Here is a 22,048-nt window from a genome sequence, read left to right as displayed (position 1 = left end):
ATGAAACAGTTTCGGTATCATCTCCCATCCATTTTTCTTTGGGTGGTGGTCTTTTATTTTTTATCAGAAAGAGCGATCTTTCGTTACCAACATATCGGAGCAGGAGTGGATCTTGGTCTCTTTGAAAATTTATTTTATAATTTAGTCCACAACGCAAAGGCAGTCACATCACTCGGAATTGATGGGACAGAACACCACTACTTCGCCGATCATATCAATTGGTACATTTATCCTTTATCTTTGTTGTACCGGGTTTTTCCTTTTGTAGAAAGTTTTCTAATCTTCCAAGCCCTTGTGCTAAGTGCACCCATCCTAATCCTACCACTTTATAAAAAAGATCTTTTTCATCAATGGACGTATCCTTTGTTATATGGTCTTTTTTTACCAATTTATTGGATTCAAATTTTTGATTTCCATCCGGAAGTCCTTTGGATTCCTTTATTCTTCCTATTCTATTACTTTTGGAAACAAAAGTCCCCTTATTGGATTTTGTTTTTTTTCCTCTGCTTGTTTGTCAAAGAAGAAACTGCTTTGGCATTGATTGTATTTTCCTTGGTGGAATGGAGGTCAGGGAAAAAAGAAAGCCTCTCCATCGGAATCATATCGTTTATTTATTTTATCTTTTGTATCTTTCTCCTGAGTGCGTTTCGAAATCCTTCTCTAGACATACAAACTCCTGCCCACTGGGAAAGGTACCAAAACCCCATCGCCGCATTGCAAAACTTACATCTCTTTCCTTATCTTTTTCTATTTCTAAACCTACCTTTTTTATTTTTATCATTTAGAAACAAACTCATACTTTGTTTGGTTCCTTATCTTTGTTATTCCTTATTTTCTTCGTATGAGGTGAATAAAACCCCCTTCACTCATCATAGTTTCATCACAGTCCCCATTCTCTTTCTTAGTTTTATAGAAAGTTTAGATAGATTCCAAGAAAAAAACAAATGGTTGTTTGGCTGCATAACCCTCTGTATTTCTCTTTTTCTCTTTATTTGGTTTGGCCCTCTCTCCAAATCCTATTCTTATCGAAAAGAATATATGAACCCTAGTGTTTCCACAAAGGATGTAACCACTCTTCATTCGTTAGTTGCTGGGAAATCAGTAGTTTCGAATGTACCGCAGTACCTTTCCAATCGAAGCCAAGTTCAATTATTTTTGCCAAACCATGAGTATTCAGCAGATTATTTTGTTTTTTATCAATTCCGGACAGAATCTCTACCCGCAGTCCTTCCCAAGGGATATATTTGGGAAAGAGAGATAGAAAACCACATTCAAATTTATAAACAGAAAGAAAATTGATTGATCCCTTTACAAAACTACTTAGAGTGAACACCTAAAAGATGAGACCCTTCTCTTATTATCTACTAATCCTCTTTTTCCTCCAGTGCTCTGTCGATTTACGTCAAGTGCCACCCCCTTCCCCAAATGGGAATACAAACCGAACACAGACAAACCTTCCTTTGGTGATTGGCAAATTTGAAATCCTTTCCGCTGATCGCGGAGTGTATACGGATGCATGGAGAATGGCATTCAAAGGCCACCTAACTTCCTCCGGTTTGTTTTCCAATGTAGATACGGAACTCGATCCGAAAACAACCTCTGATTTTTATACCATTGATATTGAAATGAAATCCTATTATGAAGATAGATATAATTGGTGGTTTACTTTTCCTGCATTGTGGCCGGCCACAATGATTTGGCCCATCCAATATAGATTGGCTGAATATACGGTTGATTTCAAATACAAACTGTATAAAAACAAAACCTTCGTGAAAGAAGAGACTATTTCTAAAAAAGGAAACACATCCGAATTTTTATATGGTTTTTTTAGAGTGCGAAACTTCCAACGAATGATTGAAGAAACAAACTTAGAAGCTGTAAGAACATGCATTCAAAATTTATCCGATTCATTGTAATTCTAAATCTTTTTAGTTTTGTCGGTTGTGTGAGTATTCCTTTCCAACCGGCAAATCATACAGAAGATTGTTTGGCTTATTATTACCAAACCAAACGCCAAGTCACAGAAGTGTTCGATGAAAACTCATTGACACTGGGCCTTGTTGTGGTTCTTTCCATTCTCAATTCGGCCTTTTCTCCCATTTTCCTTTTACCAATTCTCACAACTCCATACATTCATTATAAGAATAAGGTTAAGTCAGACGAAATTCTTAGCCAATGGAAAAAAGAAAAATGTGGAATTGGAGAAACAAATCCCGAACAAAACCAAATTCGTCCAACTGATCTTTAGTTATTATTTAAGAACTTCATCGTGTCCCCTAAAAGAAGACCAATTTGAAGCCTCAGTTGAATGAGATCATATCGATTTTGAATTTCGTTTCGCATCACATCACGGAGTCGCCTATCAACCGTTTGCAATTCAATAACGGATGCTGATCCTGTTTTGTATGCTTTTTCCATAATTTGATAGTTTTCTTCGGCAATCCGTTTACTCTCACGCGAAATATCATACAATTCCACTAGATTGTTATGTTGTTGGATGAGTTCAAAGAGATACAAACCAGTGTTCTCACGTAAAAACTGTGATTGCGATTTTGCCAATTTGATTTCAATTTTAGATTTATCAAATTCGTTTTTGGATAACCAACGATTGAACAAAGGAAACCGGAATCCAAAATTCCCACCCACATTAAAATCCGCATCAGAAGACCTTGCATACCGACTAAAATCGTTGCGACTATAATCGTAAACTTCCATGGAGTTTGCCCATGTTCCACTAAGACCTGAATAGGATTCTCGACTGGACTGATTATAAACATTCACAAAAAAATCAGGAACCCAAAGTTCATTGAACCTTACCATCTTTTGAATTTCTAATATCTTAACTTGATTGACAGTAAGGATAATATCAAAATTCAAATCGGTTAGATTTTTTTCATATTCGGATAAAGTAGATTCTAAAGGAAGAATTTTGTATTCACGTTCCGGAATTTGTTTTAAAGCAACATCCTTCAGTAAAAACTTCCTTCGGAATATGGACTGACTTTTTTGTTGGTCTAGTCTAGATTTGATCACATTGTATTTGTAAAAGAAATAATCTACTTTAGAGTTCTGTGTTACTAAATAAGATTCAATACCTTGTTTATACAGCTTTTGGACAGTTTGGAACTGTTTGTCTGCATCAGATTCATTGGAAAAATCATAATCATAAAATGCTAACAGTTTTAAAGTTTCAGCATATTGAAACGCTTGGTCAAATAATTCCTTTTGATAGAGGGCGCGGTATTCCAATAACAAACGTTCATATTCCAATTCCATGATCATATTGGTAAGAACGGTATTTCCCTGGTCTTGAAAATTCCAATTGAGATTTAAAGAGGTATTCCAACCCTTTCTGTTATAACCATCCCCTCGTAATGATTCAAAAAAAGGAGAATGTTCTAAATTGACAGAAGGTAGGTAACGTAAATTTCTTGAGTCGATATCGACTTTTTTACGTTCGATCTCCATTTCTTTTAATTTTAACTCATATGATTTTTCACCAACTAACTTGGGTAAGTCATAAAACTCCACCGGATCCGGCCAAATCTTTAGAATTGGCAAAATGGATAAAAATAAAAAAAATAGGAATGAATAAAAACGGATCACTAAATCAATTATCGGATCGCTTCCTGTTTGGAATGAAGTAATTGGTAAATTCCCCCTTTAGAAAGTAACTCTCGGTGCGAGCCTTTCCCCTCCAACTTGCCTCGTTCTAATACAAAAATTTGGTCATAATGGCGGATTGTATCCAATCTATGGGCAACGGTAATGATAGTTGCGTTGGCAAAAACTGAGTTTATATGAGACAGAATTCTGGCTTCCGTTTCCTTATCCAAGGAAGCCGTTGGCTCATCCAATAACAATACATTCGGCCTTTGTAAAAACAAACGTGCAAGGGATACTCTTTGTTTTTGACCACCGGAGAAGATAAAACCCCTTTCGGAAATCTCTGTATCGTAACCAAGCGGAAGTTTTACGATATCATCATGAATACAAGCCAGTTTAGCCGCCTCCACTACTTCACTTAAGGTTGCTTCCGGTTTTGTGATCGAAATATTTTCTCTGACCGTTCCTGCAATCAAAGGATTTTCTTGAAAGAGAACACCAATTTTTGTCCTTAAACTCGGAAGCCAAATTTCATCCAAAGAAATATCATCGATGATGATTTCCCCTTCTTGTGGATTGTACAGACCAAGAATGAGTTTTAAAATGGTAGATTTTCCACTCCCACTTCGTCCAACAAAGGCAACTTTTTTTCCTGCTTGGATTTTGATTCTTAAATTCCGAATTCCTGATTCGGGTTTCAAAGTATCATAAGAAAAACTTAAATTTTTAAATTCTATATTACCCTTAACTTCAGGTAAATCTACTTTGAATAGGTTGTCTCTATCTGTAATTTCGCTATCTAAAGATTCAAAACTTCTTAACCGATTCCAAGATACATTTGCTTTGTGAAACTTTAAAAAATCATCATACAAAGAAACAATGGGATTTCGAATGTAGGCAACAAGGCCAATGATGGCATACAGTGTTCCGAGTGTCATCTGGTCTTTCAGAATCAACAAACTACCAACTAACATAACAACTACAACCGTGATCTGTTTAAAAAACTCAGTATTTGTAAAAAGTAAGTTGGAATAAAAAAGTTTTTTTCCTTCTGAATTCAATTGAGTGGTGAGTCTTTTTTCAAAGTCCCAACGGTGGGAATAAGTGGCCCCTAAATTTTTGATGGTTTCAAAACCATTGATGGTTTCTATGAAGTAACTCAATGTTTCTGATTTTTTCAGTGACTCTTTTTTTGTTTCTTCGATGATCTTGGGAGTCAGTGCACGAAGGATCAACATCTCCGGCAAAATTAAAAATCCGATGATTACAAGTAACAAAGGAGAAAGAAATAGAAAGATAACAAACACAAGTGAGCTAAACAATAAATCAAAGAATTTCATTGCTCCTTGATCGGAAAAAAACAAAATCACCGATTCAATTTCTTCCCAACGATTGAGGATTTCCCCTTTGCGATTCCTTTCAAAAAAAGATATGGGCAAAGAAATCAATTTTACTAAAAATCGAATGGCAATGGTTTGATTCACTCGATTGCTTGTAAAAAAAATAACATTGGATCTGAAGTAAGCAAGAAAGGATTGAGAAAAACTAAGTAAAACAACAGCTAAAATCACAGGAAAAAAGAATTCTTTGTTCTCTTGTAACAAAACAGCATCAATCAAATACAAGTTCACGAGCGGAATGAATACTTCCAAACCTTTAATCACAAAACTCGCAACGATACCGGCTTTTAAATATTTGATTGCTGGTAAAAAATATTCGGCAAGGCCAGAGAAAAACCGATGTTTCCATTCCCATTTTTGTTCCGGTTTTAATTTAGGTATGAAATAAATAACTACATTCGAAGATTTTTGTTCCCACTCTTCACGAGATATACTCATCTCACCAAACTCTGGATCCATGATGAGAACTTTTTTCTGTCCAATCGACTTCACGATGACATACTTAGAGTTTTCAAAAAAATTAATGCCTGGATTGTTATTTAGTTCTACTTCATGATCTTTCCAATTTACAAAATAACAATCACCTTTCTCTTCCCCAAAACAACTCTTCCAATGGTTCGGTCGAATGTCAGGATCAAAGTCGGGAAATGATGGATCGGCATCATAGTCTGCAAATGGAAATCCCCAATAACGAAATATCATTTTACGACAGGCATCACCTGATTGTGATTTACCATCTTGAAACAAAAAAGGAAATCGGATTTGGTTTCTGAGAGGTGGAGAAAATTTTAACTTTGGTAAAAAATGAAACTGATCCTCTTCATAAATATTGGATGATTCAAATTTATCTTCTTCGGAACCATCACCTAAATTCAGTTTCCTTTCGCTCATAATCGAACGAATGGTGATGAGTAAACTTTCTGATTTTTTGAAAAAACTTTCTGCATCTTTGGAAGAAAGTTCATAAACAAAACTCTCTTCTACGGCAGTTACGGTCGCATTTCTTGCCTTTTTTTCCAATACCCCCATTTCGCCTAATACAGAACCTGCTTCGACAAAAGAAAAATAATCTTCCTGCCAAGTCGATTTTGTGACTTTAAATCTTCCCGATCGAATGAAAAATAAAGAAGAACTTTTACTTCCTTCTTTCATTAAAATTTGACCCGAACTAACTTTTCGTTTTACCAATACTTTGGATATGTCTTGGATTTCTGAATTGGAAAGTTTTCTAAAATAAGGATGGATTCTTAATTCGTCTCGCAGTTGGACATTTTCTTTATATTCAGTCCATAACTTCTTTCTAGTTTTGTCAGATTCTATAAACTTTAAAAACTGGATGGTGGAAAGAACACGAACCTTTGAATTTTCCTCCAACTGGAAGATTTGTTTTTTTAGTGAATCAGAAGAAAACTCAGGAACTCCATAAAAAGAACCTTCTGTTAAAGTTTTGATTAAAAGTTCTTTATCGTTGATTTTTAATTTTACCTGAATCCTTCCCGTTTCTAAGATGATGATTGGTGTTGGTTCCATTCCACTCCCACCAATTCTATCATTTGCAACAAGCGACCTGAATTCAAATAAATTGATTAGTTTCTTTAAATCATTTGTTGGCAGTGTTGATAAAAAATCATCTTCAACTAGTGCTTTAGGAATTTCTTTTACAGTCTTCAAAACTAATTCCTAGGATCCGCATAACGAAATAAAATTTGGTAAATACTTTTCCTATCGATGACAATATCCGCAACTACCTTTAGCCCTGGGAATAGTTGAAATTCTTTTCCATCTTGGTTTAAGTCTTGTGTTCCTAAAATCAGAATCACAGAAAAAGAATCCTTTTCTTTTGTATTGGGAATGATTTGGGAAACAGTTCCTTCCACCACACCAAAATCATTTTGATGAAAGGCTTTCACTTTAATCACTGAGGATAAACCGACACGAACAGCGCCAATATCTTTACTACTAACTTCCACTATGGCTTCTAGCGGTTGGCCTTCTTCCATTAAAGAAGCAACCGTTTGTCCACGAATGATATTTTGTCCTACGTTATTGACGGAAAGTTCACCGATGATTCCTGAGAATGGCATACGAATGACAGCGTTGGCCACTCTTTCTCGTTTTAACTTGGTATCCCCACGAAGACTTGAAATTAGATTTTCTTCTCTTTGAATTTCGTCTTTTAAGTTTCCAAACTCTTCGTTAAACTCGAGTAAACTTTGGTCATAAATGAATTTTGCTCCCACACCATTCTGAAAATCCATAAACGCTTTTTTCAAACTGACAAATTTGTTCAAAACTCCACCTGCGAGCAAAGAACCAGAATTGTTTTCTAAATTATAAGCCAGATTTTTCAAGATCTTTTCTGCTTCTCTTTTGTTTCGAATGAGTCTTTGTAATTTTTTTTCTTCGTAATCTAAGTTATTTGTATCTTTAGATAATTCAATTTGTTGTTCCGAGAACTCTAACTCCATGATGGGGTCACCTTTTTTAAGAAAGTCCCCTGATTTCACATATAAATTAGTAAGAGTTCCTGTTTCCAAAGCTTCCACCATATGGTAGTTACCTTTTGGTCGAATGGAACCCGTTGCTTGAACCACTACATCCACTCGTCCCAAAACCAAAAACAATACAAAACAGACAAAGAATGTTGTGATGAGATAAATTCCTTTTCGTTCCCAATTGGGTGCAGGATGTTTTAATAACTCATCGTAATAGGATGCCGAATGTCTTGATTCCCAATTGGAATCAGTTTCTTTTATGTTTTTAAATTTTTTAAACATCTTTATCCCCTTCGTTTAGTGCCGGGAACAAATGGTAATAAAAACCTTTTGTAGTAATCAACTCAGCATGAGTTCCCATCTCAACGATCCGACCTTCATCTAAGACAATGATTTTATCAGCACTCACCGTACTATGGAGTCTATGCGAGATTTGAATGACAGTTCTATCTTGGAATACAGTTTCCCATTGGGACTGAATATGTGATTCTGTTTCCGAATCTAATGCAGAAGTAGGTTCATCTAAAAAGAGAATACTCGGATTGGTAACAAGGGCCCTCGCAATGGCTAATCTTTGTCTTTGTCCACCAGAAAGTCCAATTCCGGATTCTCCAATTTTTGTTTCATATTTCATAGGAAATCTTTCTACAAAATTATCTACCGATGCTAACTTTGCACCAGCTAACAATGCTTCTCTATTTAACGATGGATTTTTTTTAGAAAGATTTTCTGCGATCGTTCCCGAAAAAAGGATGGGATGTTGTTCGACTGCCCCAAACTGAATTCTCACTTCTTCTGGATCTAATGTGGAAAGGTCAAATGAATCCACAAATACCTTCCCTTTACTTGGGGTGAGTGTTCCCATCATCACCCGCATCAAAGTGGATTTACCACATCCACTCCTTCCCACAATGGCAATTTTTTCACCCGCTTCGATTTCCAAATGGATATCAGAAAGTATGTCAGGACTTGTCTCTGAATATCGAAAACTAATATGATCTAAAGTAATTTTTCCAGAAAGCCTTGGCAATTCACCAAACGGACGTTGGCTGACAATTTCTCCAGGCAAGGAATAAATTTCTGTGAGTCGCATACGAGACTCTCTCAGTTCACTGAGGTCTTCATACAAATGACAAAGTCTGACAATGGGTTCCATAAGAAGTGAATACAATACCAAAAATGCTAAAAAACTTCCGAGTGTCAGTGACTCATACAAGACATCGCTAACACCAAATGCGATCACTGCGATAAGGCCAATTTGTTCAAAGAACTTACTCATCAGTTCCAATACATGGACTCGTTTTCCCACTCTTAGGTTGGTTAAGATGGTTCTTGCGATTTCATTCAGACCCTTCGAAAGGTATCGACTTTCCATTGCCGAAGATTTGATCAGTGGCATTCCAGCAAATAGAGATAGAAAAAAAGAAGTGGTTTTCTTTTTGGATTCAAAAACATGTTTTTGTAATTTTTTAATTTTAGAACTGGAACGAACGACAAACAAAGAATATACGACAAGGAAAAATAGTCCAACAAAGGTAAGACTTTGATCCAAACGAAACAAAATAAAAAGGTAAATTGGCAAAGTTACCAAATCCAAAATCAGAAACAAACCTGACCTTTGAGTGATTTCTAATATCCTTTGGTTTTCTTTTAACCTTTGGGTAAAGTCTCCAGTTTCAAATTTTCGAAATTCTGGTAGGGTTAGATTTAGTATATGTTGGAAAAATCGAACAAAGTAATTGTATTCCAAACTTTGCATGAGACCTATCGCAATTAAATTTCGAAATAATGAAAACAAGGTTTGGAAAAGTATCGCAAGGGCGACTCCAAACACTAAAGTAAATAGAAAATTACGATCAGAAAAAACAAGAACCTGATCCACGACTTGACGGACCAAATACGGTAAGGACAAGGTTAACAGGGCCGAAAATACTGTGGCCACTAAAATCCAACGAATTTCACTTCGTTTCGGACTAAAAAGAATTCGAAGTTCTTTAAAAAAACTAATCAAACTAACATCGGCCGACATTGCAGCAGGCGCTGGTGAAAACTGTAAAATCACCCCATCCCAGATTTTCAAAAATGCAGAGATAGAAAGTTCGTAAACACCTTTGATCGGATGAGAAATAAGAACCGCATCTAACTCCTGATCATAAAGATACAAAAGACAGGGAACACTTTCATCATCAGTGATAAAAACAGGATTTTCTAATTCGGAAAGTTGTTCTGGAGAAAGGTGTTGTTGTTTGGTTAAAAAACCCAATTTCTCGAGTTCAATGGCTAATTCAAAAATACCCGGAACAATATTTCGACTGAGTTCATTTTTAATTCTGATTTTCCAATTGTTTGGGAGAGGCCTGTCAAAGGCCCTTAATGCAAGTTCGCTACAAACCAAACCAACTAGAGTGATCTGGTCTGTTGTCACCTGCTCAATATAGATTTTTTTGGTAGTCTTTCTAAACTCAAAACGTTTAGAAATAAAAGGACGAATGGTATTCTCTTCTTTTTCTTTTGCTTTGTAAGTCGAATAACGAAGTAAACGCGACTGAACAATTTCTTCTAGTTTGTTTCCTTTTTCAACACCGATGACTTTTCGAAAAACAACACCAGGGATTTTATATAAATCGGAATCTTCTGAAGCAACGGCACTTGCCAATCGTTTCTGTTGTTTGAAGATTGCAATCTCACCGAGGATATCTCCCGAACGCATAATGGAGATGATCTTTCTCGGGTTTTCTGTTCGAATTTGGATTTTTCCCGATCGAACAATATAAGCGGCATCTCCTTCTTCCCCTTCGGCAAAAATAAAGTCCCCTTGTTGGACTTTCACTAACTGGATGGATTTAAGAATGAGTTTGATCTCTTCTGGTGATAATTCATCAAAAAAACTAAGTTTACGAACGTAATGAAACTTTTCTTGTTCTTCTTCTCTATGTTTTGCTTTTACTGCAATTTCTGGATGTGATTCAACTAACTTTAAAAAACGAGATGTGGGAAGTAAAAGAACAATGGAAGGTTCCAATGCATAATAATCATGTTTTGGTGGAGTTTTTGTCAGCGTGATCCTTTCACCAATGGATTCACCAACTTCCACAAAAGCAAATCTGCCTAAATGGACTTCTTGTTTGTTTTGTTTCATTCCAAATCGACCAGTCATTACAAAATGAATGTAATCTGGCATTTGATTGGCTTTGATTAAATTTTGTCCTAACCGAACAAAACGTACTTCTATAAATGGTAGTAGGTTTTCCCTTTCTGATTCTTCTAATTCCGCAAGTAAATAATTGCTGCGAAACACTTTACGGATTTTTTCAAGATTTCGCCTAACTTCGGATTGCATTTATTTTTCCGCTAACAAAAGCATATGAGTCACAGGAAAATCCATAGGGATTAGGTCTTCCTTAGAGTGAGGAATATCCTTTTCCGATGTAAATATTTTGGTTTTGCCTAGATAACGATTTTCCACCAACCATTCATTCCGATAAGCATGGGACTTGGGCGAAACTTGAAACCCCACAGATTCCAAATGGGATTTCCAATCACTAAAACTCCAAAAACAAAAGGATTCGTGCATTTCACTTTCCCAGTTGTCCGTATAATCTTTTTTGGAGAGAAATTCACATACATCGGCAAGTTTCATACGGTGGTATTCTATACCATCGACGAAAATGGACTGACTCCTAAGCAGATAACCTTCTTCCTTTCGAAAGTCGGATTGAAATCGGAAAAATCTTTCCTTTGTGGACAAAGAATCCAAATACTCTTTGAGATGGGGGAAAGATTTTGGTTCTTGTCCTAAGTTGGTTCCATCTGTATCCTGAAACCAAACAAAAACTTCTCTCTCTTTATCCTCTGGACCAACAACATCTCGATTGATCCATACCCCTCCCATTGCCAGTTCGAGGTACCGATTTTGAATGAAGGAAAGTAACTTTTCCCTGTTCCCATAGGATTCAATTTCATGAGTGAGCGAAGAGGAATGGATGGTATTCATCGTTCCCGCAGGATAAACAAGTCCGCTTACCGCATTTTTTCTTAGGAAAAAAACATTGGGGTTGGGGAACTCTCCATTTTCTTTTCGTTGTTCACAAACTTGGAAAAGATGCCTGGCGATCTCCACCCCGTAAAAATCAGATTCGAACCATCGTCCCTCTTCACAGGCAAGTTTGATCCAAGATCCTACGGCACATCCAATGTCACCAATACGCCCGGGGAAAATGTGGTTTTTTGTTTCATTAAACTTGAGTTCGGCGATGGTATCCATCTCTCGAACATAGGTATTATAATCACGAGATTCGGTTAGGTCACCATCTTCCCCAATGAGTGCATCCGAAAACAACATTTGGATTTTATCCCAAACTCCATACACATCCCACAAACGAATGCTTGCCGGATCCATATAGGAAACGAGTTCCTTTTTGGTTTTGTTGTCTAGTTTTTCCGATGGTTTGGCCAAACCTTCTAAGATTTCCCAAGGGAGTTTGGTAAGAAACTTTTCTTCCATACCTGGGATTCGTTCCACCGGAAGGATGGAATACCCTAGCTTAGAATATAAATCTGCAACGGGTGTAGAACAAAGGACAATGGTATTTTCTGGAGTTAAGTGGAGTTGCATCTCTGTTTCTGCTTCAATCTTTTTGATTGTATACAAAGCAAAGTTAGGTGATTGTCCAATATCATCAATGGGGATGACAAAGGTAGGAATCTCCAAATCCTTAGAAAAATCCTGGATCATCATCGCCCGCATGTATAGAGGGAGAGGGTTACGTCTAGTATTGTTATGATTGGCAGAAGTGACTGCGAAGATAATGGTTTGGGGATGCTTGGAAATCTTCAGTGGATTTCCCAAATGGTCTTTTACTTCCGAGAGGCCATCCTTTACCAACCGGATCAGATAATCCTTTTGGTACCGTGTCAGGAGGTGATGACGACCCGGAAGTAATAAATACATGAACTTTTATGCTTTCGGATTTTCTAAAACGATAGCAATTCCTTGGCCACCACCAATACAAAGTGAGGCGACTCCGTATTTCACTCCTCGTCTTTGCATCTCTAACGCCAATGTCAAAGTCACACGATTACCAGAAGCTCCAAGTGGATGTCCAATCGCAACAGCACCACCATTCACATTGGTAATTTTTGGATCAAGACCCAGTTCTTTTTGTACGGCTAAAAATTGTGCAGCAAATGCTTCATTAATTTCAAATAGACCGATGTCTTTCAAACTAAGTCCTGCTTTTTGTAATGCAGATGGAATCGCAATCGCCGGACCAATTCCCATTTTCGCAGGATCACAACCAGCATGTCCCCATGATTTTACAATGGCCAAAGGTTCTTTTCCCAATTTTTTTGCTTGGGACGCAGAAGCAACGATCAATGCAGCAGCACCATCATTAATACCAGATGCATTTCCCGCAGTGACAGTTCCGTCTTTTTTGAAAGCTGGTTTTAAGGTAGCTAGTTTTGTTGCGCCAGCCTTTCCTTTGATGAATTCATCCTTATCAAATACGATAGGATTTTTTCCACTAATGGTGATGGCATGAATCTCATCTTTTAAGATTCCTTTGTTTGTGGCTTCTTCCGCTCTTTCTTGTGAAGTTGCAGCCCAAAGGTCTTGTTCTTCCCTAGAGATTTTGTATTGGTCAGCTAGATTTTCAGCTGTCATTCCCATCGGAAGTTCTACATAAATATCTGTTAAACCTGTTGCCAAAGAATCTTCAAATTCAGAATTTCCGTAACGAACACCAAATCTTGCGTTTCTTACCACATAAGGTGCGTTACTCATTGATTCCACACCACCAGCAAGGACAGTATGTGCTTCCCCCAACATAATTTTTTTTGCGGCTTGAATGACTGCTTCCATTCCCGAACCACAAAGTCTGTTGAGTGTTAATGCCGGGCTTGCAATCGGAACACCTGATTTCAAACCAATATGTCGTGCTAAATAGATTCCGTCTTTTCCTGTGGGGATTACGTTCCCAAAAATACTTTCTTCAATCAGTGAAGGATCCACACCGGTTTTCTGAAGTGCTGCTTTGGAGACTTCTACTCCAAGATCTACGGCACTCAAATCTTTGAGAGTTCCGCCAAAACTACCGAATGCAGACCTGAGTCCGCCCAATATATAAACTTGTTCCATAGATACCAGGAATGGCCAAATTTAGTCACCTGTCAGCTAAGAATTGAAATTTCACTTGAAAGAGAATCTGAGATGGATACACTTCCTGCATGAATCGAGAACCCATGTTCGGCCTGGAAACCGGCTTTTTATCCAAACAAACGGCAGGTCTCATTCGAGGGATCCTTGCAAAACGGTATTCTATCGGCCATTCTTCCGTTCCTTTGTATTCCTCCCCATCTCCCCTCTATCCCGGCCTCGAACTCATCTCGGACCAAGGGACAAATCCCCTCCAAAAACGATTGGTGGTCGGAAGCATTCGTATGGGCTACGGCCACCACCGCATGGCCCTTTCCGTTTATTCTCATTCTTTAAAAAAACAAATCCCTACTTATCTCCATGATTTACTCGCGATAGGTTCCCCAGAGGCGAAAGCCATCTCTGACATTGATGCCGGTTATAGTTATTTCTCAAGGTTGAGCGCTGAGATTGGTGGGCCGGTGGAATGGCTCTGGGGCCAACTTATGTCCCAAGGAAACCTCACTTCTTTGGAACTCTCTTGCCAGTTGGCGGATTTGTACAAAGGACTGATGAAAGGAATTCCTACGGATTCTCCCGTCATCACCACATATCCGTTAAATGGTCAGATCGCAGTGGCTTCTGGATTTCAAAAAATAATCCATCTCATTTGCGACAACTATCCGCAGTATTATTTATTAGTTCCGGGTGCTATGAATTTAGTCCAAACTCCTTCCGCCTATACAAAGTTCATCCAGATGGGTGTACCGAAAGAAAACCTAGCAGTCGCTGGTCATTGGGTGTCCGAAGACATTGTCTCCGGTGCTGTTACTGATAGTGAAAACCGAGTGCGTCGGATTGATGCTAAAAAATGTAGAAGGTTTCTCATTCCGATTGGAGGAGCTGGTGCCCAAAAAGGATATGTCCTCGATTTGATTCGATTGAGTAAAAAACATCTACAAAATAAAAAAGCAGTGTTTTGGATCAATGCCGGTGATCATTCTAAAGTTTTAAAATCCATTGAAGAATTTCTGATTGTTCAAAAGATTTCTTATTTATCGATCAATACTTGGGAAGATTTAATCCGTTTCATGGAACGTCATCCTCTACGTTCCGAAGACAACGAAAACAATCCACCAGTTGTGTTGTTTCATTTTCCATCACATACGGAAGCGTTTTCTGCAACCGAGAGACTGATTCGGATCACCGATGTCCTCGTCACGAAACCAGCGGAACTTGCTTTTTATCCTGTTCCTAAACTTTTTATTCGCAGAGTGGGAGACCATGAAGCGGCATCGGTGCTTCGGTCATTGGAACTGGGAGAGGGTACTGTGGAATGCCGGGAAGTGATGCACGCGAAAGAGCTCATCCATATTTTTACGGAGTCGGACGACTTGTTACTGCGGATGAACGAATCCGTAATTAAAAATATCGTGGAAGGTGTCTATAACGGAAGTAAGACGGCCGTAGAAATAGCGACCGCCAATTGACCTGACCGAAATTTTTATGTAGAAAACTTTTTTTCTAATTCTATCCTGGTGGATACCCAGACCGGGGCAATTTTGATACCCTCTGCCACAGAGGATTCAATATCACCAGCTTTGGCAAAACCTTCTGCTTTGATCACCAGTTCTGAAAGGGCTGCCAGTCCAAAATTTGCGGCCACACCTTTGATTTGGTGTAATTCAGCCTGCAAATCCTTTGGTTCCTTGGACACCAAAAGGCGGTCTAAATTTTCGATCCGAGTCGCCATGTTTTCCAAAAGAGAGGTTATCATCTCTTTTAGCCAGGCCCTGTCCTCTGGATCGTTCATATCCACTAAAGATTCTATACGAGACCAATCTATAAGCAAGTTACACCACCCAGTCAAAAGTAAACAGACTAAGAAAAGCGTGTAAATTACATTTTAAAAAATCATTTCCAGGTCGCCGGAATCGGTTTTTTTTGTAAAACACTATGAAAATTCACCCCACTGCCATCATCGATCCGAAGGCGGAACTCCATGAGTCCGTAGAAGTAGGACCGTTTTGTATCATTGAGAAAGATGTCAAAATCGGAGAAGGAACCGTCATTGAATCCCATGTAAAAATCCTATCAGGAACACGGATTGGTAAGTTCAATAAACTATCTTCGGGGGGAAGTTACGGCGGATTGCCACAAGATTTAGCTTTCAAACCAGAAACAAAGACCTATTTGGAAATTGGTGATCACAACGTGATCCGAGAAAATATTATCTTCCATAGAGGAACTGTAGAAGGAAAAGCTACAACGATCGGAAGCCATAATTACCTAATGGGAAATGTGCATATTGCCCATGATGTGATTGTTGGTGACCATAACATTATGGTTCAAAACACAATGCTTGCTGGCCATGTTGTCATTGGTGATAAAGTGTTCATCTCAGGGTCAGTTGGTGTACACCAATTTGTGCGTGTTTCTGATTATGCGATGTTAGCTGGTCTAACAAAAGTAGTAAAAGATGTTCCTCCTTATGCAACCGTAGACGGACATCCCGGTTCCGTTGTCAGTTTGAACGTTGTTGGTATGAAACGTGCGGGAATTTCTGCGGATGTTCGTTTGGCAATCAAACGAGTATACAAGACCATTTACCATAGCGGATTCAACACTAAACAAGCGCTTGTTGAATTAAAAAAAGATCCAAACCCAGCTCCTGAAGTTCAAAAAATCATTCAATTCTTTGAGTCGAGTAAACGCGGAGTTGTGGACCATCGTTTTGTTTCTGGTGGATCAGACGAAGAATGAGAGTTCTCGTTACCGGGGGAGCCGGTTACATTGGAAGCCATATTGTTTTAGAACTTATGGAACTAGGACATGAGATTCTCATCGTGGATGATATGGAAAAAGGAAACGAAGCCAATTTGTTTCCTGGTAATGAATTCATCAAAGGGGAAATTCAAAACCCAGAAGTTTTGAAACAAGCATTTGCTAAAAAAGTAGATGCTGTTTTCCACTTTGCTGCTTGGAAAGCTGCTGGTGAATCCATGACCGATCCATTAAAGTACACTCTTAACAACTTAAATGGAACCTTTACTTTGTTAAATGCTTTAGTTGAAAACAATTGTAAGTATATTGTTTTTTCATCTTCTGCTGCTGTTTATGGAGCACCAAAGTATTTACCTATCGATGAAAACCATCCTTTACAACCAGAGAACTACTATGGATATACAAAACTCTGTATCGAAGAAAACCTAGAATGGTTTGATAAACTAAAAGGTTTAAAATCAGCCAGATTACGTTATTTCAATGCGGCAGGTTATGATCCCAAAGGTAGAATCAAAGGAATTGAAAAAACTCCTGCCAATTTACTACCCATCATCATGGAAGCGGCATCGGGAATTCGAAACGGATACGAAATATTTGGAACCGATTACGAAACAGAAGATGGAACTTGTGTTCGCGACTACATCCATGTCTCCGACCTAGCCAAAGCCCATGTTTTAGCATTGGATTACATTATGGCGAAGAACGAGAGTTTGACGGTAAATTTAGGTTCCGAAGCAGGATACTCTGTCAAAGAAATGGCCGATCTTTCTGAAAAAGTGGTAGGAAAATCAATTAATCACAAAACAAGCGGTAGACGAGCAGGAGATCCTGCAAAACTTTTAGCATCTTCTGCAAAAGCAAGAGAACTTCTCAACTGGAAGCCAATCTATAGTGATGCAGAAACCTTACTCGCTAGTATGTGGAATTTGTATAAAACCCTATAAAGAAGGGTTTTGAATCTTTTCGCAATCCGGGTTTATGGAACGAACAAAGTCCAAAGCCCGGTCGCCCAACACATCAGCTCCAAGAAAACTTCCTGCCAATTGAATCTCACCTGATGTAAATCCTTTGACCCATTCTTTTGTAAGTTGGTTCGAAATCGGTGCATAAGACCAGTGCCATTTTTCTTCCTGGTATCCTTTGTTGTTTCTTGTCGATAAACGGCTGTACGGTTGACAAAACCCATACTTAGAAGCATTTTGTTTCAACCAATCGTAAAGGATTTTTCCCTTTCCATTCTCTTCAAAATAGGCATTGTCGAGGGCATTGATATCAAAATCAGTTCCCCAATGGTGGCGGGAAGTTCCCGGTGCACTGGAAAATTCCAAAATCAAATTGGTGATTTCTTCTGGTGATTTCCCTTTGATGGGAACCCGCATAACCTTTTTACCCGTGTATTTAGATTCCCAAATTCCTTTTTGGTGGCTGAAGTTTCGAAAGGAAGATACTAAAAAGATATGTTGTTTGTAAGTTGCCGGTTTTGAATCTTCAAAATCGTTCACCATTTGGTGGAGTGCTTTTTTTACATCGGGTCTAAGAAAATGATCTTTTCCATTTTCTTCTAGTATAACAGGTGCTAATGGTCCAGGAGAATTGAATTTCCCTGTGAGATAGGTTGTTTTATCAAGGCCTAAATACAAATCGGTTGTGGATGTTTTGAGCGGTTTTTCCCCGCAAACTAAGAATAAAGAAACGAATAATAAAAATATGTATTTAGTTCGTAACATAGTATAGGTTCATTAAAAATTGGAGGACTAATTCGCAAATAAAAATTTGCCTTCACTGAATCTTGTACTTAATTCGGCCAATTCACTGGGATCATCCAAAGGAAAGGAAGAAGCGTCTTCTTTCGCTTCATCAAGGAGAGTCCTATCGGAAACCAAATCGGCAATTTTAAATTCGGGAAGGCCACTTTGTTTGACTCCGAGAAGTTCCCCTGGCCCCCGAATGGCCAAATCCTTTTCAGCCAAAAAGTATCCGTCGTTGGATGCCACCAGTGCCTCCAACCGGTCTTTCCCTTCATCACTGATAAAATCACCTGTCATCAAAATACAAAAACTTTCGATATCACTTCTTCCCACACGACCACGTAACTGGTGTAATTGGGAAATACCAAATCGGTCCGCATGTTCGACTACAAGTATTGTGGCATTAGGAACATCCACTCCCACTTCTACCACGGTTGTTGTGACAAGGATTTGGATTTCTCCTGATTTGAATTTTTCCATTACCGATTCTTTTTCTGCACTTTTCATCTTTCCATGTAACAAACCAATTTTTAATTCTGGAAATACATTGGTTCTTAAATTTTCATAAGCTACCGTACAAGATTCCAAATCTACTTTTTCCGATTCTTCTACCAGAGGATATACAATATAACACTGCCTACCTGAAACCACATACTTACGAATGGAATTATAAATACCAGCTCTACGGTCTTCTTTGTACCATCTTGTATCGATGGGTTTACGGCCTTTTGGTTTTGTTTTGATATTTACCAAAGTTAAATCCCCATACAAAGTGAGACAAAGTGTACGCGGGATCGGTGTGGCCGTCATCGCCAAGATATCAGGATTTTTTCCTTTGGAACGAATGGTTTCCCTTTGATCCACCCCAAACTTATGTTGTTCATCAATCACAACAAGACCCAAATCAGAAAAAACCACATCTTCTTGTAACAAGGAATGAGTTCCAATAATGATATTGGATTCTCCGTTTTTAATCCTTGTCAACTTCTCTAAACGAGTTTTTTTATTTTCGCCACCTAACAAAAGTTCAATTCCAAGAAAGGGCATATTTCCCATAAATTTATAAATGGTTTGGTAGTGTTGGCGGGCCAAAATTTCCGTGGGAGCCAAAAACACCACTTGGATGTGGTTATCGATATAGTGGAGTGCTATGAGAAGGGCTGTGATGGTTTTTCCAGAACCCACATCCCCTTGGAGTAAAAAGGCTGCTGGTGAATCCGAACTCGTTTGTGAAAGGATGGTAGAGACCGCCATCTTTTGGTCTTCGGTTAATTCAAAAGGGAGATTCTTTTCCAAATTTTCATGCGAAGGCGATTTGGGAAGTGGCCAAAGTAATCGTTTTACTTTTTGTCTTTCTCTTTGTTTGTAAAGAAGGAGTCTTTGGAAATAGAAAAACTCTTCATAAGCAAATCGTTTCCGTGCAATTTGTACGGCTTCCATGGTTTCAGGAAAATGGATTTCATGAAACGCTTCGTCACGACCTAGTAACACACGTTTTTTGACTAACTTCTGTGGAAGGTTTTCTGCAATAGATCCACCTTCCAGAACTTGGTGGATGAGTTTACGTAAACCTTTGGAATCAAGCCCATCTTCTTTTAATGCTTCCGTAGATGGATAAAGCGGAATGATGCGACCCGCATGGATGGAATCTTCCGGGTCTTCTTTGTCAGATAAAAATTCATACTCTGGATGGAGAATCTGGTATCCTTTAAAGTATTCCAATTTTCCAGAGACCACCACCTTCCTGTCCACTGAGAATATCTTATGAAAGAAATTCACACCACGAAAGAAAACCAAGTTGATCCTTTCATTGTTTAAGGTTCGAAACCCGACGAGTAACCGACTCTTTTTTCCATGAACAATATAACTATCTGCAATGGTTCCAAGAAGGGTCACCACATCCCCTTGTTTTAAGATGATGTCTTTTGTAAAATTGCGATCTAAGTAACGACGAGGGAAGTAAGTTAGGAGTTCAAAAAAAGTAGAGACCCCATGTTCCAAAAGGACGGACTTTCGTTTGGGTCCAATCCCTTTCAATGCGGATAAACTTTGTGATAAATCCAGTCCCTGTTTCATATTTCGTCTGTAGGAGCAGGTGGCCCAAATCCATTGTCTTTTACATTCGTTGATTCCGACGTGGTTTTTTCAGAATCCAAAATCAAATAACAATACTTACATCCATAAATCTGTGCCTGTTTTTTCCCTTCGCTGTTGGTATAAGTTGAAATGGCAGCATATAAAAATTCATCTTTACGTAAGACTGTCCCACAAACAGGGCATAGGCGAATTCTTGGCATATTTGGATCTTTTTCTTTTCCATATACCTTTCTTGGATCCCCTACTCGCAAACTCCCTTCTTTTGCGAGACGTTCTTTTTCTTTTTTATCTAAACTTTGATTGTCAACGGCAGAAAGGGCGTATAAAAAAAAGGCCACAGTAAATAGGACACCGCATATCGTAAGAAAGGTGACCATTTAATTGCCTCGAATGTAATCTTCAGAACTCACTGTGGAGATGGGATTTTGTGATATTAACTTCGGATATTTTTCAGAACAGTCCACTTCAATGAGCGTATGCCAATCCTCACCTCGTAGTTGGCAAAGGTTGGATTGGACTACGTTTTTTCCTTCCATAATGATTTCCGCATAATACCCGCCCTCTTGAAAACCATGTAAGGAATCCACCGCACCAAAGTTAGATGGATTGATAAAAACAGTATTTCTTGTTTTTTTAATCCCTTGGTCTTCATGGACATGGCCGGAAACAACAAGAGAAGGAGATTCATCATCCAAATACCTACGAATCCCTTGGCTTCCACATTTTCCTACACCAGGAATGGTATCGAAGTATCCGTAAGCAGGATTGTGAATCCAACAAATGTCTGGTAGTTCTTCCCTGAAGAAGTCTTCCGGTTCACTATAATTTTTTCCGTTCTTTGTGTATTCATGAAAGACTACAGTGAGTTTTTCTGGAATCCCTGAAGTCCAAATGGGAGCACCACCGTATCCAGAAACTTTTAGGTTTCCAAATTCAAAACTTTTGCGATGTACTTCGCGTTGGTAAAGTTCTGTGTATTGTAAATCCAAATCATAATTTCCCGGCAAACAATACACAGGTGACTTGGCATACTTTACGATGAGTTTTTCAATGATTTCATATTTTTCTTTCATCGTTTTGGCAGCGAGTTTGTATAAATCTCTATACTTTTGCGATTTTTCTACGATGGCAGTGGAATACTTTTCTGGAAAACGAATGGCATGAGTTGTAAAATCGAAAGGAGTGGAATCATCCTTTCTTTCCGTTAACAAATAATATAATTCTTCCTGGACTCCACAAAAATCAATAATACGATCAAAGGAAAAAAATGCCTTATAAATAATATCTCCTGAAAACAAATACAAATCTGCTTCTGTGGTTTGCAGAATTCGTTTTAGGCCATGAAGGCCATCATGAATATCAGTAAGATAAATGATTTTCATTTATTCATTTTCCCAAAGTAACATCTGTATATCGCGATCTTCTTCAATATAATCGATCTTTAAATATTCGGGTCCAAAAAAATCGACAAGAGGTTTTAGAATGGTAGAAGACCTTACAAATATATAAAGTTCGTTATTATCTCCAATAATGTATTGGATTTCAATTTTTCCAGCAATGGAAGGAACTAAATTTAAAAAGTAATTTAAATCGAATAAAATTTCCCACTGGAGTCCCGTCATCGACAAAAGGTGAGGTGCCGCATAAAGAATAGATTCAAAAACCTTTTTTTTGTGAAAAGGATCTACTTTGCCAAACCACCTAACAAAGTCAAAACGCCTTGGCTTTGTATCCCAAACTCGATATCCAACAATTTTTAATCGCGCTTTGTTGTCTTTGACA

The 22,048-nt window shown here is 38.2% G+C and carries 17 protein-coding genes and 1 pseudogene; 6 read left to right on the top strand and 12 right to left on the bottom strand.

Annotated features, from left to right (window positions below; genetic code table 11):
* The 3 genes from JWG41_RS12005 to JWG41_RS11995 are packed head-to-tail and all read left to right on the top strand — an operon-like array spanning position 1 to position 2,248.
* Positions 1–1,299: a DUF2079 domain-containing protein gene (locus JWG41_RS12005; RefSeq protein ID WP_205270174.1), complete on the top strand. Its 1,299-nt coding sequence runs from the start codon at positions 1–3 to the stop codon at positions 1,297–1,299.
* Positions 1,300–1,340: 41 nt separating this feature from the next.
* Positions 1,341–1,916: an LBF_2127 family putative lipoprotein gene (locus tag JWG41_RS12000; RefSeq protein ID WP_205270173.1), complete on the top strand. Its 576-nt coding sequence runs from the start codon at positions 1,341–1,343 to the stop codon at positions 1,914–1,916.
* Positions 1,886–2,248, top strand: coding sequence for a hypothetical protein (locus JWG41_RS11995; RefSeq protein ID WP_205270172.1), 363 nt, complete (start codon positions 1,886–1,888; stop codon positions 2,246–2,248). The genes JWG41_RS12000 and JWG41_RS11995 overlap by 31 nt, the downstream gene beginning before the upstream one ends.
* Here the strand turns inward: JWG41_RS11995 and JWG41_RS11990 are convergent.
* The 6 genes from JWG41_RS11990 to JWG41_RS11965 are packed head-to-tail and all read right to left on the bottom strand — an operon-like array spanning position 2,245 to position 13,640.
* On the bottom strand, positions 2,245–3,606 hold the full coding sequence (locus JWG41_RS11990) for a TolC family protein (protein ID WP_205270171.1): 1,362 nt from the start codon (positions 3,604–3,606) through the stop codon (positions 2,245–2,247). The genes JWG41_RS11995 and JWG41_RS11990 overlap by 4 nt on opposite strands.
* Positions 3,607–3,614: 8 nt before the next feature.
* Positions 3,615–6,677 carry an ATP-binding cassette domain-containing protein gene (locus tag JWG41_RS11985; RefSeq protein ID WP_205270170.1) on the bottom strand — a complete coding sequence of 1,021 codons (3,063 nt, stop codon included), beginning with the start codon at positions 6,675–6,677 and terminating at the stop codon, positions 3,615–3,617.
* Between the two features lie 2 nt (positions 6,678–6,679).
* Positions 6,680–7,783 (bottom strand): beta-barrel domain-containing protein, encoded by a 1,104-nt coding sequence (locus JWG41_RS11980; protein ID WP_205270169.1) that lies wholly within the window; start codon positions 7,781–7,783, stop codon positions 6,680–6,682.
* Entirely contained in the window at positions 7,776–10,841 is a 3,066-nt protein-coding gene (locus JWG41_RS11975; protein ID WP_205270168.1) for a peptidase domain-containing ABC transporter, read from the bottom strand. The genes JWG41_RS11980 and JWG41_RS11975 overlap by 8 nt, the downstream gene beginning before the upstream one ends.
* Entirely contained in the window at positions 10,842–12,452 is a 1,611-nt protein-coding gene (locus tag JWG41_RS11970) for a class I SAM-dependent methyltransferase (RefSeq protein ID WP_205270167.1), read from the bottom strand.
* 6 nt (positions 12,453–12,458) lie between these two features.
* Positions 12,459–13,640, bottom strand: coding sequence for an acetyl-CoA C-acetyltransferase (locus JWG41_RS11965; protein WP_205270166.1), 1,182 nt, complete (start codon positions 13,638–13,640; stop codon positions 12,459–12,461).
* An 89-nt stretch (positions 13,641–13,729) separates the two neighbouring features.
* On the opposite strand from JWG41_RS11965, the gene JWG41_RS11960 reads away from it, so the two are divergent.
* Positions 13,730–15,127, top strand: a complete 1,398-nt coding sequence (locus tag JWG41_RS11960; protein ID WP_205270165.1) for a DUF6938 domain-containing protein — start codon at positions 13,730–13,732, stop codon at positions 15,125–15,127.
* 14 nt (positions 15,128–15,141) lie between these two features.
* Here the strand turns inward: JWG41_RS11960 and JWG41_RS11955 are convergent, their stop codons facing one another.
* Complete coding sequence (locus JWG41_RS11955; RefSeq protein ID WP_205270164.1) at positions 15,142–15,450, bottom strand: Hpt domain-containing protein; 309 nt, start codon at positions 15,448–15,450, stop codon at positions 15,142–15,144.
* Between the two features lie 143 nt (positions 15,451–15,593).
* On the opposite strand from JWG41_RS11955, the gene lpxA reads away from it, so the two are divergent.
* Positions 15,594–16,400 (top strand): acyl-ACP--UDP-N-acetylglucosamine O-acyltransferase, encoded by an 807-nt coding sequence (gene lpxA, locus JWG41_RS11950; RefSeq protein ID WP_205270163.1) that lies wholly within the window; start codon positions 15,594–15,596, stop codon positions 16,398–16,400.
* Positions 16,397–17,365 carry a UDP-glucose 4-epimerase GalE gene (gene galE, locus JWG41_RS11945; protein ID WP_205270162.1) on the top strand — a complete coding sequence of 323 codons (969 nt, stop codon included), beginning with the start codon at positions 16,397–16,399 and terminating at the stop codon, positions 17,363–17,365. Before lpxA ends, galE begins: the two co-directional genes overlap by 4 nt.
* Here the strand turns inward: galE and JWG41_RS11940 are convergent.
* The 5 genes and pseudogenes from JWG41_RS11940 to JWG41_RS11920 all read right to left on the bottom strand — a co-directional run.
* Complete coding sequence (locus tag JWG41_RS11940) at positions 17,360–18,148, bottom strand: M15 family metallopeptidase (RefSeq protein ID WP_205270161.1); 789 nt, start codon at positions 18,146–18,148, stop codon at positions 17,360–17,362. The genes galE and JWG41_RS11940 overlap by 6 nt on opposite strands.
* Positions 18,149–18,175: 27 nt before the next feature.
* Positions 18,176–20,245, bottom strand: a complete 2,070-nt coding sequence (gene recG, locus JWG41_RS11935) for an ATP-dependent DNA helicase RecG (RefSeq protein ID WP_205270160.1) — start codon at positions 20,243–20,245, stop codon at positions 18,176–18,178.
* Positions 20,242–20,643 carry a hypothetical protein gene (locus JWG41_RS11930; protein WP_205270159.1) on the bottom strand — a complete coding sequence of 134 codons (402 nt, stop codon included), beginning with the start codon at positions 20,641–20,643 and terminating at the stop codon, positions 20,242–20,244. Before JWG41_RS11930 ends, recG begins: the two co-directional genes overlap by 4 nt.
* Positions 20,644–21,648: a metallophosphoesterase family protein gene (locus JWG41_RS11925; protein WP_205270158.1), complete on the bottom strand. Its 1,005-nt coding sequence runs from the start codon at positions 21,646–21,648 to the stop codon at positions 20,644–20,646.
* Positions 21,649–22,048: pseudogene (locus JWG41_RS11920) on the bottom strand (hypothetical protein); the annotation flags it as partial.

Source organism: Leptospira chreensis (genome assembly GCF_016919165.1).
In the GTDB taxonomy this organism is placed as follows: Bacteria; Spirochaetota; Leptospiria; order Leptospirales; family Leptospiraceae; genus Leptospira_A; species Leptospira_A chreensis.
The sequence above is the reverse complement of the archived record's forward strand: the minus strand, read 5'-3'. Positions and strand labels throughout refer to the sequence as shown.